Here is a 15,605-nt window from a genome sequence, read left to right on the forward strand (position 1 = left end):
TGATCTCCTGCTGATGCCGATCCTGCTGTGAACGCGGACGTTTGCGCTGACAAGCGAAGAAAGCCGATGGAACTGATCGGTGATGCCGATAGCAATCGCGGTCAGCGCCGCCGCCGCGTGGCGGGCCTCGCCCGCGGGAGGTCCGCGCTCGTATTGACATGCGACGCGGCGAGCCGATGCATCGTCTCGACCGCGCGCGCCAGATGATCGTCCTGGCTGTCAGCCGGATAGGCGACATAGGCCGGCATCGCAAAGCCAGGTGCGCCGGCGACGGCGTGCAGCCGCCGCGCCTTCAGGAGCGGCTCCACGATACGGCGCGCAAAGAATCCGGAGCCGCCATTCTCCAAGAGATGCTGCAAGCCGAGCCAGCCGATGTTCACCGTCAGCGCGGGGCCGGCGAAATTCGGAAACAGCGTGGCGTGACGCGCGTAGAATTCGGGTCCCCAATCGACATAGACATAGCCCGGCCCCGGCTCCGGCGCGCTCTTCGGATCGGTCGACACCAGGATGAGCTGCTCCTCGAACAGCTGCTCGACCTTGAGGCCGGGGCGGCTCTGTGGCGTGTACATCACGCCGATGTCGATGCGTCCCTCGACCAGCCCCTGCATCAGCTCGGGCTCGAGCGCGCTCTCGGCGCGGATCGAGATGTCGGGATGCGCCCGCGTCATCAGCGGCAGCCAGCGCAGCAGATACTCTTCCCAAAGGCCGATGCGGCCGCCGACCACCAGCGTCGCGGAAAATCCCTTGGGGATTCCGACATCATGGCGCGCCTGCTCGACGGTGCGGACCAGCACCGAGGCGTGGCGCTGAAACTGCCGGCCCGCCGGCGTCAGCGTGGTGCCGGCCTTGTTGCGCACGAACAGCACGCAGCCGAGCTGCTGCTCGAGCGTGTGGATGCGGGTGCTGACGGTCGACTGGCTGACATGCAGCCGCTCTGCCGCGGTGATGAAGTTGCCGGCGCTCACCACCGTCAGGAACGTCCGGGCCAGTTCGGTATCCATGGCGCCTCGACCTTTGAATCGATCAAATCGATATCAAAGGCCCCTGCTCTGCGAATGTCAAAATCAAGAACCGGCCGGGCGCCGGGCCAAGGGTTAACCATCGCAATCGCTTGACGCGGGCGGCCAAAGCCCGCATGCGTACGCCGTCAGTCGGCCGGACGGCCGCTCCCGCAAGCGCCGAAAGGCCGCGGGGGAGGAAAGTCCGGGCTCCATCGACATGCGGTGCCGGATAACATCCGGCGGGGGCGACCCCAGGGAAAGTGCCACAGAGAACGAACCGCTCCCTCCTCGGAGGAAGTAAGGGTGAAAAGGTGCGGTAAGAGCGCACCGCGTTTCCGGCAACGGAGACGGCATGGCAAACCACACCGGGAGCAAAACCGAATAGGGACGGCAACGCGGTTAGTTCGCGCATGCGCGATAACACCGCAGGGCGATGTCAGGCCCGCTGTCCGGGTAGGTTGCCCGAGGCAAGGTGCAAACCTTGTCCCAGAGGAATGGCCGTCGCGCATCATTCGCAAGAATGGTGCCCTACAGAACCCGGCTTACAGGCCGGCTGATATTTCTAAAGCGTTTTCGAGCGAAGTGGAGTTCCGGTTCGCATCAAGAAAACGCGTCTTGCTTAGATGGACCATGAGGGGCTCGGCGCAACACGCCGGGCCCCTCGCCATTTTCAGATGACCGTCATTGCGGCCCGCCTTGCGGCCGGCAGAGCCGACCATCACCCTTGCGTCAGAACGACCCGAAAGCGGTGCCGATCGCAATCACCGCTACGAGCGCGATAACGGAACTCGCAATGCCGACCATGACAATGTCGAGATAGCTTTCGCGATGCTTGAGCCCACAGATCGCAAGCAGGCTAACGACCGCGCCGTTGTGAGGCAAAATGTCCAGCGTTCCCGAGCCGATCACCGCGACGCGATGCAAAAGGCCGGGGTCGATACCCGCCTCCGCGGCAAGGTGCATATAAGTCTGGCCCAACGCATCGAGCGCGATCGTCAAGCCGCCGGAAGCCGACCCCGTCAGCGCGGCGAGGATGTTCGTCGCGACCGCGAGCGACACCAATGGGCCGCCCTCAATTCGCAACACCCAGTCCCGCACCACGCCGAAGGCGGGAAGCGAGGCGATAACGGCGCCGAATCCGACAAGGCTTGCGACGCTCAGGGCCGGCAAGACCGACGCGTTGGCACCCGCATCCATGGTTCGTCGGAGTGCGGGCAACCGTGTCCAGTTGCAGAGGATGACCGTCACGATCGCTCCCGCCAACGCCACGACAACCGACCAGACACCGGCCACGGCAGCCAGCGATGTATTTCCCCACCGCTGTTCGGCCAGGAACGAGAAATCAAGCCGAGGCAGCACAACGAGCGACATCACCAGATTGACGGCGACGACGACGATCAGCGGAAGGATCGCGTTGAAAATCGGGACGGCGGCGTTGCTGTGATATCCGTGGCGGAGCTCCGCCGGGTCGAATTCTCGCGCCGTCGTAGCCCGCTCGCGCAACAGCTCATCGTCGGCTGCATCCGCCGGAACCGGCGGCTCGTCGCCATAGCCCTCTTTTGCGCGACGCGCCGCTTTCTCCGCGCGAAGAAGCCACCACAGCCCGACGCCCAGCATGATGATCGATGCGACAACGCCGAGGCCCGGTGCGGCAAAGGGGGTCGTGCCGAAGAAAGGCATCGGTATCGCATTCTGTATCGACGGCGTGCCCGGCAGCGCCGACATGGTGAAGGTCGAAGTCCCGAGAATGACCGCCGCCGGTACCAGACGACGTGGAATCCCCGCCGTGCGAAACAGCGACTGCGCCATCGGAACGATGACAAAGAAGGCGACGAACAGGCTGACGCCGCCGTAGGTGACCAGTGCGCCTGCGAGCACGACCGCGAGGATGATCCGGCGTTCACCCAGACACCGGGAGATGAAGCCCGCGACCGCAGCGACCGCGCCGCTGTCGTCCATGAGCTTTCCGAACACGGCGCCAAGCAGAAAAATAGGAAAGAACTGCGCGAGAAACTCCGACGCACTACCCATGAAGGTCTGCGTCCAGTTGGCAAGCAGCGGTTCGCCACCGAAGGCTGCGGCCACCAGCGCACAAAGTGGCGCGAGCAGCAGCACGCTCCAACCGCGGAAAGCAAGACAGACCAGCAGTCCAAGCCCGACGAGAATGCCGAGAAGACCCATCGTCTCAGCACTCCGCCAGCAGAATATCGAGATCCGCCGTCGAACGCTCACCGAGATCGGCGCCATGCGCGTCGAGGAATTCGCCGGCGGCGCGCCGCCCTTCCTCGTGCAGCTTGGCCACGAACTCCCATTCGGCATTAAGCTTGGATGACGAACCGAACGTCGCAAGCATGTCGCTCTTGATCCGGTGCGTCTTCATCTGCGCCCAGCGGGCGCCTTCCCCGGTACCGGGGTCGGCGACCTGGCGAAGCAACGCGATCATCCGCAGCTCCTTTGCCAGCGGCGAGTTGAATGAGATCTCGTTAAGCCGGTTGAGAATGTCGGCGGCCGTGCGCGGCTGCTCCGGACGCTCGGTCGGGTTGATCTGGACGACGACGGTGTCGCGCGCGTCGGTCTCGCGAACGAGCGGCGTAATCGTGGGATTACCCGCATAGCCGCCGTCCCAATAGGGCTCGCCATCGATCTCGATCGCGCGAAACATCGTTGGCAGGCAAGCCGACGCAAGCAGGACATCCGCGGTAATCTCCGCATTGCGAAAAATCCGTCCGCGGCCCGTGCGCACGCGTGTGGCGGTTATGAAGAGCTTGATCGGCGCACGTGCAAGACGCTCGAAATCGATACTGTCGTTCAATATGTCGCGGAGCGGATTGAAGCCAAGAGGATTGAGGTCGTAGGGTGAAAGCATCCGCGACATCAAATCGGTGAAGAGATAGGCCGGGGAGCTGTCAAGCGACCAGCGTCCCATCAGGCGGTCGAGCGGCGACCGTTGCAACGGACTGAATGCGGCGGCGCGCGAGACGCTTCGCCAATATTTTTCAAGCGCTTCGCTTGCACCGGCAGCGCCGCCCGCGGTCCAACCGTCCGCCAGCACGGCTGCGTTCATCGCTCCGGCCGATGTCCCGGATATGCCCGCAATCTGAAACCATGGCTCTTCGAGAAGACGATCCAGGACACCCCACGTGAACGCACCGTGCGATCCCCCACCTTGAAGCGCCAGGTCTACGAGCACGGGGCTGCGGTTCATGAATCCATGCTCACCAGCACGCGAGACGCTGATTATGTCGCAGTTTAACCGAACATGCGAGACAAAGTTGCGGTCGCTGCCCAATTCCGATGGCGAACTTCGAACGAAATTGTCTCAACTCGAAGCGAAGCGAACCGATCGCTTCAGTGCAGCCATAGGCTCACGTTTCTTAGAAGGCGACATGCATGGGTGGCGGGCGTAGAGTATGTCCCTCGCGGAGGAACACAGATGGACCTTCAGAAGATCATGGCGAAGGCAAGAGACATCGCCAGGAGAAGCGGCACGATCACAACCGAGCAACTGAACGGGATGTGCCCCAACAATATGGAGCCTGAAGATATCGCGGCTCTCTTTGCGGCTCTGCGGACCGAGGGGATTCGTCTCAAGGACGACGAAGCAGAAAAGTAGGAGCCCAAAGTAGGAGCCACTTTGCCTTGACGCTTTAGCAAGGCAATCGATCGCTGCGAATCGAAGCGCCAGCCGGGTTTGCATAGTGGCAGATTAGCCATCCGGCGGCGTTGCAGCTATGATCCGCCAGAGCTGGACGTGTCCTTCTGCCCCGAGATTCAAGAAGATCAAAAGGAGGAATAGGAATGTCGGTCGCCTGCAAGTTCGAACGCAGCATCCTCAGCCATGAAGAATATGAGGCGATCCGCCTGACGCATCATCCCGCCATCTACAGCGTCGAGGTGGCTGAGCTCGAGGCCATGCGACCCCGCTTGCGCAAGATGCGCGACAAGGAGCGAACGGTCGGCCGACAAAAGCAGCGCGAGAGCCGCGGAAAGGCCGAGGCTCGCGGCACGAGCTTTCCGGGAACCGCCAAGCATGCGTCAGAGCGTAAGCAGGTCTTCGCGGCGGCGCTGAAACGGGTCAACACGGAGCTCCGGCGTCAGCACAATTTGGCGGCCCGGACCGCACATGTCGAAGCAGCGCGAAAGGCCCTCGCACTGCACCGGGCCGCGAACTTCACAACGCATCCCCCGGCTGGAGCCACCGCGGGCGACGGCATGGCGCCGAAGCCAAGCGAACGCCGACGAAAGATCATTGCAGGCGCGAAGATCGGACGCGTATCGCAGGCGACAAAGGTCGCTCAGGCCGTCCGCGACGCGCGCGGTGCATGACCCGGGCAACAAGCGCGTCTGATTGATTCCCATTGACGGCCAAGCTCAACAAACTCACGATCAAGGTCGACCGGCCACAACTCACGCCCGCGGACATCAAAAGACTGCAGGCGGCGATGCGGGAAAAGGCCAGCGCCGACTGATCACACAGCATGCGTGCGGGACGCGCCACCTGGCGGAGAGCCCGCACCTGCTGTCCATGGCGCCGCGACATTTTCGAGAGCAATGCGCCGCGAAGTTCGGGATGCCGGGTGCGATGTTTCGCATCGCCCCGGACTAGGCGGCAATCTCCATGAGCAGCGCCATCAGCGCCTCCGGCGCGGTGACGTTCGGCGAATGGCTGGCGTCGATCTCGAAATAACGCCAGCCGGCTTCGTTCTTGATGCGGTTGGCGAACTGGCGGAACGTGTCGGCCTGCGTGGCGCGGGTGGCGTAGATGTAGCTGCGCGGCAGGTTCGTCTCGCCGTGCTTCAATCTCAATTTCTGCTCGAAGCATTTGATCGGCATGTCGACGCGCCGCGCGCTCAACCATTCGACGTCGGCGGCGGACGTGTCCGGCGGCGTCGGCATCGGCGGTATACGCCAGCCGTCGCCGTCGCTCGCGAGCTCACGCATGGTTTCGATGGCCCCTTCGTTGAGATCGAACAGCGACTGGCCGTCGCGCGGCACGAAGGCGTCGATGTAGATCATCTGCGCGATGCGCTCGCGCACCCGGTCGGCGACGCCGGTCGCGACCATGCCGCCATAGGAGTGCCCGATCAGCACGATGTCGTGCAGGTCTTCGTAACTGATGACGCTGAGCGCATCCTGGATATGCGCTTCGAGGTCGAGTCCCTGATGCGCAAGGTGCGCGCGCTCACCGAGCCCGGTGTAGCTCGGCGTGACCAGCCGATGCCCGGCGGCCTGCATCAGGGGATGCATCTTCTTCCATGCCCAGCCTGCCGACCAGGCGCCGTGACAGACCAGAAAGGTTTTTTGCGAGTTCGCAGTCATGGGATGCTTCCGTTCCGATTATCGTTGATGAGCCGCGATTTTGAAGTGTACCGACAGCTTGCGTCGTGTAAACGTCCCGGCAACGATCATAAGAACGAGATGAGGATGACCCCGGCAAGCTATGCGATCCTGTTCTTCGGCGCGCTTGCCGGCGGTTTCGTCTCCGGCCTTGCCGGCTTCGGCACGGCGCTGATGGCGCTCGGCATCTGGCTCTATGTGCTGCCGCCGACACTCGCGGTGCCGCTGGTGCTGGTCTGCTCGGTCATCGCGCAGCTCTCGACACTGCCGTCGATCTGGAAGAGCATCGATTTCCGCCTGGTCTGGCCGTTCGTCATCGCAGGCCTCGCGGGCGTGCCGATCGGCATCCTGCTGATCGCGCAGGCAGACCCCGAGGTCTTCAAGCTGACGATCGGCGTCTTCCTGCTGGTGTTTCCGACCGCGTTGTTCCTGCAACGCAAGCCGATGTCGATCGCCTTCGGCGGCAAATGGGCCGACGGCGCGATCGGATTTGCCGGCGGAATCCTCGGCGGCCTCGCCGGACTGTCCGGCCCGCTGCCGATCCTGTGGGCCAGCGTGCGCGGCTGGGGCAAGCAGCAGCGCCGCGGCGTGTTCCAGATCTTCAACTTCACGATCCTGGCCGCCGCGCTTTGCGTGCAGATCGCAAGCGGCCTGGTGAAGCCCGAGCTGATCTGGCTGGTGGCGTGCGCGTTTCCGGGGACGCTGCTCGGCGCCTGGCTCGGCGCGCGGCTCTATCACGCGCTCAGCGACCGCAATTTCTCCGACGTCGTGCTGCTGCTGCTGTTCCTGTCCGGCGTCGCGCTGGTGTGGAACGGGCTGGCGCCGAAATAGCGCGGGCGATGCGAGAGCGTCGGTTCTGATCCAATCAGAACCGACGCTCGAGCCACGCGTCATCGCTCACTCAGCCGCGGCCTGGCCGAACTCGGTCGCCTGGCGCTCGAACAGGCCGCGATAGATGCCGCCGGGACGCGCCGCCAGCACCTCATGCGTGCCCTGCTCGACGATCTCGCCGCGGTCGAACACCAGGATGCGATCCATGCTGCGCACCGTGGAGAGCCGGTGCGCGATCACGATCGAGGTCCGCCCCTTCATCAGCCGTTCCATCGCCTGCTGGATCAGCGCCTCGGATTCCGAATCGAGGCTCGAGGTCGCCTCGTCCAGGATCAGGATCGGCGCATCCGCCAGGAAGGCGCGCGCCAGCGCCACGCGCTGCCGCTCGCCGCCCGACAGCTTGACACCGCGCTCGCCCACCAGCGTGCCGTAGCCCTTCGGCAGCCGCATGATGAAGTCGTGCGCATTGGCAAGCCGCGCCGCCTGCTCGATCGCCTCCATGCCGGCGCCCGGCCGGCCATAGGCGATGTTCTCCGCCAGCGTGCGGTGGAACAGGATCGGCTCCTGCTGCACGATCGCGATCTGGCTGCGCAGCGATTGCTGCGTCGCCCTGGCGATGTCCTGACCGTCGATCAGGATCCGGCCAGCGGAGACGTCGTAGAGCCGCTGCACCAGCTTGACGAAGGTCGTCTTGCCGGAGCCGGAGCGCCCGACCAGGCCGACCCGCTCGCCGGCATCGATGTCGACCGACAGCCCGTCATAGAGCGGCCGGCGATGGCCGCCATAGTGGAACGTGACGTCGTCGAACACGATGCGGCCGCCCTGGATGTCGATCGTCCCAGCGTCATCCGCATCGACAATGCCGAGCGGCTCGCCATGGATCTGCACCAGCTCCTCCATGTCGTTCACCGAACGCTGCAGGTTGTTGATGTGCATGCCGACATCCCGCAGATAGGCGTGGATGATGTAGTAGCTGGTTAGTACATAGGTGACGTCGCCCGGCGTGGCGCGGCGCTGTGCCCACAGCAGGATCGCACCGCCGATCACCGAGGCGCGGAAGCACAGCAGCACCACCAGCTGCGCCGTCGAGGTGTGGTTGTAGCGGAACCAGGTCCGCCGCACCCTCCGGCGCCAGCGGCTGATGACGCCATCGAGCCTGATGTCCTCGCGCGTCTCCGCGCCGAACGACTTCACCACCGCGTTGCAAGTCAAGGCGTCGGCCAGCGTGCCGCCGACCTTGGTGTCCCACGCATTGGAAACGCGCGCGGCAGGCGCCACGTAGCGCACCTGGAACACCATGGTCATCGCGACATAGATCACCGAGCCGACCGCGATCACCGCGCCGAGCTGCGGCCAATGCACGCCGAGCAGGATCATCGAGCCGACCAGCACCACGGCCGACGGCAGCAGCGCCATCAGGATGGTGTCGTTCAGCAAATCGAGCGCCCACATGCCGCGCGTGATCTTGCGCACGGTGGACCCGGCGAACGAATTGGCGTGCCAGTCGGTCGAGAAGCGCTGCACCCGCATGAAGGCCTGCTGCCCGACATCGGACATCGTCTTCAGCGTGAACGGCACAATGGTCTGGATGCCGACCAACCGCAGCGCCAACGACAGCGCGCCGAGCCCGACGATGGCGCCGAACGCCAGCATCGCCGCATGGCGCGCGGCCGCATCGGTGGCGCCCGCGGTCAGCGCGTCGACCAGATGGCCGGAAAACACCGGCATGAACAGGTCGGCCGCGGTTGCGCCGAGGAATCCCGCCGTCACCGCGGAGGCACGGAGCGGCTGTTCCAGCCAATGGCGGAAGACAAAGGGAAGCACGATCCGGATCGCGGCCGGCCGCTTGGTCGTCAGAGAGGTCATGGCACATTCCGGCCACGCTTTTGCAGCGCGAGCCGGCTCCATCTGAGGCGACGTGCGGGCGGAATCCGGCCGCGAGCGCCGCTGGAAATTGTCGATAAATCGTTGGGAAGTTTTGATGATCGGGGATCAGGCCCGATCAGCGCCGGGAGCTAACGCGTAAAGGCGTCCAGCACCGTCGAACGCGGGCGCGCGATCTGCGAAATAAGCGACTTCATGCGCATCTCCCCGGTTCGAGTAAGGAAGCGCTGCTTATAAATGCATCACGCGCGATTGGCAAGGTAACTTCGGCGTGAGTGCGTCAATGTGTCGACGACATCAGCTATTCCCGCGACCGGGCGCAGCCCGCGCGCGAATCCGATGCGCTCAGCCCGCGACATCGGCACACTTTCGTAGCCTGGATGAGCGAAGCGATATCCGGGGGCCGTGGTTGCGATCATCGGATCTGGTCAGCGCGCTCCCCGCATATCGCTTCGCTCATGCGGGCTACGAATGAAGATCCGCCAACTCTCCTCACTCGGGACGTTCTCCAAAACTTCCGCCTTCTCCCGCATCGGCCCGCCCAGTCGAATGGCAACACGCCCTCCCTCACATAACGATGAAACGAGGAATGCGGCCAGTCGCACACGCGCCGGACCAAGCCATGTTTGACGGGGTTGAAATGGATGTAATCGACGTGCCGCGCGAAGTCATCTTCATCGCGGATTGTGTGCTCCCAAAACCGCCGCTGCCAAAGCGCCAGATCGCCATTCGATCGACGCTTCAGCTCTATCGAGGCAGCAAGCAATTGGCTGCTGAAGTGTCCTTTGATCCGACGCCAGCGACCTGCAAAATCGGAATCGCCTTGCGGCAGTGTAAGGATCGCGTGGAGGTGATCGGGGAGCACCACCACTGCGTCGACTGAGAACGGATGTTCGCTACGGGCGGTACCGAACGCATCCCGCAGCGCCGTGATATGATCCACGAGTAGGCTGGATCGCCGGTCATCGAGTGTGACCGTAAAGAAGAACGTACCGCCCGGGATGAAGTTGCGTCGGTATCTGACCATGCCCCAACTCTCGCAGCATTCCCGCATATCGCTTCGCTCATGCGGGCTACGATGCTGGAATATTGCAGACTAGCAGACGCTTGCGTCAATACAGATTAGCGCCTGGGATCTCGAAGCTTCGTAGCCCGGATGAGCGAAGCGATATCCGGGGGCGCGTCACGTTCGGTGATGAACTGCTAAGATCGGTCCCGCATATCGCTTCGCTCATGCGGGCTACGATGTCAAAATATTGCAGACTAGCAGACGCTTGCGTCAATACAGATCAGCGCCTGGGATCTCGAAGCTTCGTAGCCCGGATGAGCGAAGCGATATCCGGGGCCGCGTCACGTTCGGTGATGAACTGTTGAGATCGGTCCCGCATGTCGCTTCGCTCATGCGGGCTACGAAGAACAAATGACACCACCTAATGCGCTTCGCCGCTGCTCGCGGTCATCGACGGCGGCTTGTTGACGAACAGCACCAGAAGGCTGAGCGCGACATAGAACAGCGACAGCATGAAGAAGGCGTCGCCATAGCCCATCACCGCGGCCTGGCGGTGCACGATCTGCGAAAGCTGCTTCATCGCCATGATGGCAGAATCGCCCATGCCCTGCATGCGCTGGGTGAACATGTTGAGGGTCTCGACCGCGGTGGTGTTGCCCCAGGTCACGCGGTCATGCAGCCGCGAGATGTGCAGATCGGTGCGGTCGTTGAGCACCTGGTTGATGACGGCGAGCCCGACCGCGCCGCCGAGATTGCGCATCAGGTTGAACAGGCCGGAGGCGTTCTTGACGCGATCCTGCGGCAACGTCGCGAGCGCGATGTTGTTGGTCGGCACCATCGCGCACATCATGCCGATGCCGCGCAGGATCTGCGGCACCAGCAGCTCGTAGAAATCATAGTCGCGGGTGATCCAGGTCATCTGCCAGGAGCCGAGCGCGAAGGTCACGAGGCCGAAGGCGATGATGTAGCGCAAGTCGACCTTCTGCATCAGCCGCCCGACCACCGGCGCCATCAAGAACATGGTGACGCCGGAGACGAACATGGTCTCGCCGATCATCAGCGCGCTGTAGCCGCGGATCTCGGCGAGATAGCGCGGATAGACGTAAGTCAGGCCGTAGAGCCCGATGCCGATGCAAAACTGCAGCACGCAGCCGACCGCGAAGTTGCGGTTGGAGAAGGCGTAGAGATCGACGATCGGCTCCTCCGCGGTCAAGACGCGCCAGAAGAATGCGACCGCCGAGACGAAGCCGATCGCGGCGCAGACCGCGACCGAGGTGTCCTGCAGCCACTCATATTGCGGACCTTCCTCCAGCACATATTCGAGCGAGCCGAGGAAGCCGCCCATGAAGATCAGGCCCCACCAGTCGAAGCGCTCGAGCAGCGCGAAGTTCGGCTGGTCGAAATCGACCAGCGCCAGCACGCCTGCCGTGATGATGACCCCGGGCACGATGTTGATGAAGAACAGCCAGTGCCACGACATCAGGTCGGTGATGTAGCCGCCGACGGTCGGGCCAACCGTCGGCGCCAGCGTCGCGACGAGGCCGATGATCGGCGCCACGATGTGGAACTTGCTGCGCGGGAAGATCGTGTAGGCCGAGGCGAACACCGTCGGGATCATGCCGGCGCCGAGAAAACCCTGCAGCGCGCGCCACAGGATCATCTGCTCGATCGAGGAGGCGAAGCCGCACAGCAGGCTCGAGGCGGTGAAGCCGAACGCCGAGATCGCGAACAACAGCCTTGTGCCGAGCGCGCGCGACAGGAATCCGGACAAGGGAATCGCGATCACTTCGGCGATCAGATAGGCGGTCTGCACCCATGACACTTCGGTCGAAGAGGCCGAGAGGCCGGCCTGGATCTCGGACAGCGAGGCCGAGACGATCTGGATGTCCAGGATCGACATGAACATGCCGAACACCATGATGATGAAGGCAACCAGCCGCTTCGGCTGGATGCGCTCGGACTCCGAGGCGCCGGTCATCATCGAGGGCGAAGCAGTGGTCGTATCAGCCATGGGCTGGCTCGCTGCTTCCTAACACCTCTCCCCGTTGGGGAGAGGTCGCGCCGAAGGCGCGGGTGAGGGGCCGCAGATCCCACGAGAGGCCAGAACCCCTCACCCGGATTGCATCTGGCGATGCAATCCGACCTCTCCCACAAGGGGAGAGGTGGACCGTTGATGCGGCAATTCTCCAATCAGACGTCATACGCCGCCTGCTCTCAAGACATCACTGCGGATGGATCATCATCGGCGCGTCGAGATCGGTTTCGGCGTCGGCGTCCGCCGCGCCCTCGCGGGTATCGACGGTGGTGTAGACCGACATGCCGGCGCGCAAGAGGCCCTGCCTGGCGACGCTGGCAGGCACGCGGATGCGGACCGGCAGGCGCTGCACGATCTTGGTGAAGTTGCCGGTGGCGTTGTCGGGTGGCAGCAGCGTGAACACCGAGCCCGCCGCCGGCGAAATGCTGTCGACGAGGCCGGTGAACTTGCGGAAGCCGTAGGCGTCGACCTTGATCGTCACCCGCTGTCCGGTGCGGATGCGCTTGAGCTGGGTCTCTTTGTAGTTGGCGTCGATGAAGACGCCTTCGAGCGGCACCACGTTGCCGAGCCGCTGACCGACATTGATATAGTCGCCGGTGTTGACCAGGCGGTTGGAGAAGGTGCCATCGACCGGCGCACGGACATTGGTGAATTCGAGATCGCGCTCGGCCTTGGCGAGCTGGGTCTGCAGTTCGGCGAGCTGGGCGCGGGCCTCGGCCTGCTGCGCCTTGGTCACCTCGACATTGTCCTTGGCAGCATCATAGGCCGCCTGCGCGGATCGCACGCTCGCCGCGCCCTGGTCGCGGCCGGCCTCCGAGACTTCAAACGTAGCACGCGAAGCAAAACCCTTGGTGCTGAGCGCCTGCTGGCGGTCGAAATCGAGATCGGCGCGCTTCAGGCCGGCCTGCGCCGACACGAGTTGCGCCTGCGCCTGCTCGACCGAACTCACCGCCGCCGCTACCTGGCGGCCGATGCGCTCGATCGTCGCCTGCTGGGTCGCGATCCGGGTGCGCGCGGCGTCGACCGCGATACGGTAGTCGCCGTCATCGATCCGGAAGATCACGTCGCCCGCGCGCACCAGCGCGTTGTCGCCGGGCAGGATCGCCGCAATATGGCCCGCGACGCGCGCGCCGAGCATGGTGTTGTTGGCGCGGACATAGGCATCGTCGGTCGAGACGTAGAAGCGCCCGACCATCAGGTAATAGGCGGCATAGCTTGCTGCGGCGAGCGCGAGCAGGCCGACCACGCCCATCATCACGAATTTGCGCTTGCCGGATTTCGGCGCCGGCGCCGCAGCGGGCGAAGCCGCCGGCTGCTCGGGCGCAGAAGCGGGCGGCGCCTCCGCGGGACGCTTGGCTTCATCAGCACGGCCCTGCTCGCCGAGATCGGCGGATGCATCGCGCGCGATCGCGTCCTCGGCCATCTCAGGCTCGGAACGAACAATGCGTGCAGCCTGATCCCGTGCTGCGGCCATAGCCGAGGCTCCCACAAAAATTCTTGACGCGCGCGATGGCGGAATAAGGGCCGTGCGGCGCATCGTCACTCCCAAGATACCATTGACCGAACGGTTCGGTCAAACTATATTCCGTCCGTTAGATTATAAAGCTTCGATTCTTCCCTTTCCTACTCTGGGTTGAGTTCTTTCCTGAGAAGCTAAATCAATGGTTGCAGCGCCCCGAACCTCCCTCCAGTCCGTCGGCGAGGAGGAATCGTCGAAACGCCGCCAGATCCTGGACGGCGCCCGCAAGGTCTTCCTGGAGCTCGGCTTTGACGGCGCGAGCATGGGCGAGATTGCGCGCGCTGCCGGCGTCTCCAAGGGCACGCTCTATGTCTATTTCCCCGACAAGGCCGGATTGTTCGCGGCGATCGTCGAGGAGGAAAAGCTCGAGCAGGGCAAGGTCGCCTTCAATTTCGATCCAGCGCGCGACGTCGACACCACCCTTCCCGAATTCGGCCGCGCCTATGTCGCGGTGTTGTGCCGGCCCGGCGGCGGCTCAGCGATCCGCACCGTGATGGCGATCGCCGAGCGGATGCCGGAACTCGGCAGCCGGTTCTACACCCACGTCATCGCCCACACCGTCGACCGCTTCGCCGCCTATCTCGAGGCGCGCGCCGCGCTCGGCGAGCTCGTGATCGACGACTACCAGCTCGCGGCTTGGCAATTCATGCAGATGTGCCAGGCGACGCTGTTCCAGGCGTTCATCTTCCAGGCCAGGCCGTCGCCCTCGCCGGAGCGGATCGCAACCGTCGTCGACAGCGCGACGCGCGTGTTCTTCGCGGCGTACCGGCCGAAGGCCGGGTGAGATCGACGTCTTATCGCGGACCAGCGCGCTCTTCGTCCCGTCATGCCGAGGTGCTCGCGTAGCGAGCCTCGAAGCATGCGCGGCCCAATTGGCCGTCGTGCTTGAGACGACCGCGGAGTTTATCAACGGGCCGCGCTTTGCGCGGACCGTTGGCAGCCTCATCAACATGGCGGACGTAGGTTCTTTAGGTCGTCACGGGGGGTATTGTTCTCCAGCCGTCGATGTGCACGATCAATAACTCCAGCACGACGAGGCGATCGACCATGAACGACCTCACCATCCGACACATGCGGCCGGACGAGATCGCGCTCGCGGTGGACTGGGCCGCGGCGGAGGGATGGAATCCCGGTCTCGCCGATGCGCCCTGCTTTGCCGCCGAGGACCCGCTGGGCTTCTTCATCGGCGAGCTCGATGGCGAGCCAGCCGCGGTGATCTCCTGCGTCAATTACGGCGCGCAATTTTCCTTCCTGGGCTTCTACATCGTGCGCCCGGACCTGCGCGGCCGCGGCCACGGCCTGAAGATCTGGAATGCGGCCATCGCGCATGCGCGCCCGCGCGTGATCGGGCTCGATGGCGTGGTGGCGCAGCAGGGGAACTACCAGAAGTCCGGCTTCGCGCTCGCTTACGCCAATGTGCGCTATGGCGGCACTGTCGCCGTACCATCCGCGCTGAGCGACGGCACCGTCGCGCTGACCGATCTGCCGATGGCGCTGATCGAGGCCGATGATGCCACGGTGTTTCCGGCCCCGCGCCCCGCCTTCCTGCGCGCCTGGATCTATAAATCAGGACATGTCGGGCGCGCGCTGATGCGCGACGGCAGGCTGGCCGGCTGGGGCGTGATCCGCCCCTGCCGGACCGGCCGCAAGATCGGCCCGCTCGTTGCCGATGACCGTGCCGGCGCCGAGGCCGTCCTGTCGGCATTGCTCGCGAGCGCAGGCGGCGGCGAGATCTTCCTCGACGTCCCCGCGATCAACCGCGACGCCGTCGCCTTGGCGCAAGACCTCGGGCTGTCACCGGTGTTCGAGACCGCGCGGATGTATACCGGCGCGATCCCGCCATTGCGGATCGATCGCGTGTTCGGCGTCACGACGTTCGAGCTCGGTTAGCGTGAGATGTCGCCAGGTTGAAACGGTCTCGCGGCAGACCGCTGCACCTCCCCCGCAAGCGCAGGGCAGCTATTGGCCATAACGACGTGGAAACGTCGG

The 15,605-nt window shown here is 64.2% G+C and carries 12 protein-coding genes, 1 other RNA gene and 1 pseudogene; 6 read left to right on the forward strand and 8 right to left on the reverse strand.

Annotated features, from left to right (window positions below; all coding sequences use genetic code 11):
• Positions 1-101 precede the first annotated feature (101 nt).
• Positions 102-1,001 (reverse strand): LysR family transcriptional regulator, encoded by a 900-nt coding sequence (locus ACE10X_RS32450; RefSeq protein ID WP_038383080.1) that lies wholly within the window; start codon positions 999-1,001, stop codon positions 102-104.
• A gap of 146 nt (positions 1,002-1,147) precedes the next feature.
• Here ACE10X_RS32450 and rnpB point away from each other — a divergent pair.
• Positions 1,148-1,562: RNase P RNA component class A (gene rnpB / locus ACE10X_RS32455), an RNA gene on the forward strand.
• A gap of 168 nt (positions 1,563-1,730) precedes the next feature.
• On the opposite strand, the gene ACE10X_RS32460 is transcribed toward rnpB, so the two are convergent.
• Together ACE10X_RS32460 and ACE10X_RS32465 are read right to left on the reverse strand one after the other, a co-directional pair.
• Entirely contained in the window at positions 1,731-3,182 is a 1,452-nt protein-coding gene (locus ACE10X_RS32460; protein ID WP_038383079.1) for a GntP family permease, read from the reverse strand.
• A gap of 4 nt (positions 3,183-3,186) precedes the next feature.
• Positions 3,187-4,206: a patatin-like phospholipase family protein gene (locus ACE10X_RS32465; protein WP_375763385.1), complete on the reverse strand. Its 1,020-nt coding sequence runs from the start codon at positions 4,204-4,206 to the stop codon at positions 3,187-3,189.
• Positions 4,207-4,434: 228 nt separating this feature from the next.
• On the opposite strand from ACE10X_RS32465, the gene ACE10X_RS32470 reads away from it, so the two are divergent.
• Both ACE10X_RS32470 and ACE10X_RS32475 read left to right on the forward strand, forming a co-directional pair.
• Complete coding sequence (locus ACE10X_RS32470) at positions 4,435-4,614, forward strand: hypothetical protein (protein WP_038383077.1); 180 nt, start codon at positions 4,435-4,437, stop codon at positions 4,612-4,614.
• A gap of 185 nt (positions 4,615-4,799) precedes the next feature.
• A complete protein-coding gene (locus ACE10X_RS32475; protein ID WP_038383076.1) occupies positions 4,800-5,327 on the forward strand; it encodes a hypothetical protein in 528 nt (175 codons plus the stop codon).
• A gap of 276 nt (positions 5,328-5,603) precedes the next feature.
• Here the strand turns inward: ACE10X_RS32475 and ACE10X_RS32480 are convergent, their stop codons facing one another.
• Positions 5,604-6,320 carry an alpha/beta fold hydrolase gene (locus ACE10X_RS32480; RefSeq protein WP_038383075.1) on the reverse strand — a complete coding sequence of 239 codons (717 nt, stop codon included), beginning with the start codon at positions 6,318-6,320 and terminating at the stop codon, positions 5,604-5,606.
• 105 nt (positions 6,321-6,425) lie between these two features.
• Between ACE10X_RS32480 and ACE10X_RS32485 the strand changes: the two genes are divergently transcribed.
• Positions 6,426-7,169 carry a sulfite exporter TauE/SafE family protein gene (locus tag ACE10X_RS32485; protein WP_038383074.1) on the forward strand — a complete coding sequence of 248 codons (744 nt, stop codon included), beginning with the start codon at positions 6,426-6,428 and terminating at the stop codon, positions 7,167-7,169.
• Between the two features lie 66 nt (positions 7,170-7,235).
• On the opposite strand, the gene ACE10X_RS32490 is transcribed toward ACE10X_RS32485, so the two are convergent.
• From ACE10X_RS32490 to ACE10X_RS32505, 4 genes and pseudogenes are all read right to left on the reverse strand, one after another.
• The gene (locus tag ACE10X_RS32490; protein ID WP_304557606.1) at positions 7,236-9,035 is read right to left on the reverse strand and encodes an ABC transporter ATP-binding protein; all 1,800 of its coding nucleotides are present in this window, start codon (positions 9,033-9,035) and stop codon (positions 7,236-7,238) included.
• A gap of 510 nt (positions 9,036-9,545) precedes the next feature.
• Positions 9,546-10,080 (reverse strand): annotated as a pseudogene (locus ACE10X_RS32495) (transposase).
• Between the two features lie 403 nt (positions 10,081-10,483).
• Positions 10,484-12,073 carry a DHA2 family efflux MFS transporter permease subunit gene (locus tag ACE10X_RS32500; RefSeq protein WP_038383069.1) on the reverse strand — a complete coding sequence of 530 codons (1,590 nt, stop codon included), beginning with the start codon at positions 12,071-12,073 and terminating at the stop codon, positions 10,484-10,486.
• Positions 12,074-12,284: 211 nt separating this feature from the next.
• Positions 12,285-13,571: an HlyD family secretion protein gene (locus ACE10X_RS32505; RefSeq protein ID WP_038383068.1), complete on the reverse strand. Its 1,287-nt coding sequence runs from the start codon at positions 13,569-13,571 to the stop codon at positions 12,285-12,287.
• A gap of 187 nt (positions 13,572-13,758) precedes the next feature.
• On the opposite strand from ACE10X_RS32505, the gene ACE10X_RS32510 reads away from it, so the two are divergent.
• Together ACE10X_RS32510 and ACE10X_RS32515 are read left to right on the forward strand one after the other, a co-directional pair.
• On the forward strand, positions 13,759-14,400 hold the full coding sequence (locus ACE10X_RS32510; protein WP_038383067.1) for a TetR/AcrR family transcriptional regulator: 642 nt from the start codon (positions 13,759-13,761) through the stop codon (positions 14,398-14,400).
• Positions 14,401-14,663: 263 nt separating this feature from the next.
• The gene (locus ACE10X_RS32515) at positions 14,664-15,506 is read left to right on the forward strand and encodes a GNAT family N-acetyltransferase (protein WP_038383066.1); all 843 of its coding nucleotides are present in this window, start codon (positions 14,664-14,666) and stop codon (positions 15,504-15,506) included.
• Positions 15,507-15,605 lie beyond the last annotated feature (99 nt).

The organism is Bradyrhizobium sp. Pha-3 (assembly GCF_042258325.1).
In the GTDB taxonomy this organism is placed as follows: domain Bacteria; phylum Pseudomonadota; class Alphaproteobacteria; order Rhizobiales; family Xanthobacteraceae; genus Bradyrhizobium; species Bradyrhizobium elkanii.

What these genes read in the sequence shown, in the direction of transcription:
- ACE10X_RS32490 (WP_304557606.1), bottom strand. Translation starts at nt 9,035, where the DNA reads ATGACCTCTCTGACGACCAAGCGGCCGGCCGCGATCCGGATCGTGCTT.
- ACE10X_RS32505 (WP_038383068.1), bottom strand. Translation starts at nt 13,571, where the DNA reads ATGGCCGCAGCACGGGATCAGGCTGCACGCATTGTTCGTTCCGAGCCT.
- ACE10X_RS32485 (WP_038383074.1), top strand. Translation starts at nt 6,426, where the DNA reads ATGACCCCGGCAAGCTATGCGATCCTGTTCTTCGGCGCGCTTGCCGGC.
- ACE10X_RS32515 (WP_038383066.1), top strand. Translation starts at nt 14,664, where the DNA reads ATGAACGACCTCACCATCCGACACATGCGGCCGGACGAGATCGCGCTC.
- ACE10X_RS32465 (WP_375763385.1), bottom strand. Translation starts at nt 4,206, where the DNA reads ATGAACCGCAGCCCCGTGCTCGTAGACCTGGCGCTTCAAGGTGGGGGA.
- ACE10X_RS32480 (WP_038383075.1), bottom strand. Translation starts at nt 6,320, where the DNA reads ATGACTGCGAACTCGCAAAAAACCTTTCTGGTCTGTCACGGCGCCTGG.
- ACE10X_RS32500 (WP_038383069.1), bottom strand. Translation starts at nt 12,073, where the DNA reads ATGGCTGATACGACCACTGCTTCGCCCTCGATGATGACCGGCGCCTCG.
- ACE10X_RS32450 (WP_038383080.1), bottom strand. Translation starts at nt 1,001, where the DNA reads ATGGATACCGAACTGGCCCGGACGTTCCTGACGGTGGTGAGCGCCGGC.
- ACE10X_RS32510 (WP_038383067.1), top strand. Translation starts at nt 13,759, where the DNA reads ATGGTTGCAGCGCCCCGAACCTCCCTCCAGTCCGTCGGCGAGGAGGAA.
- ACE10X_RS32475 (WP_038383076.1), top strand. Translation starts at nt 4,800, where the DNA reads ATGTCGGTCGCCTGCAAGTTCGAACGCAGCATCCTCAGCCATGAAGAA.
- ACE10X_RS32470 (WP_038383077.1), top strand. Translation starts at nt 4,435, where the DNA reads ATGGACCTTCAGAAGATCATGGCGAAGGCAAGAGACATCGCCAGGAGA.
- ACE10X_RS32460 (WP_038383079.1), bottom strand. Translation starts at nt 3,182, where the DNA reads ATGGGTCTTCTCGGCATTCTCGTCGGGCTTGGACTGCTGGTCTGTCTT.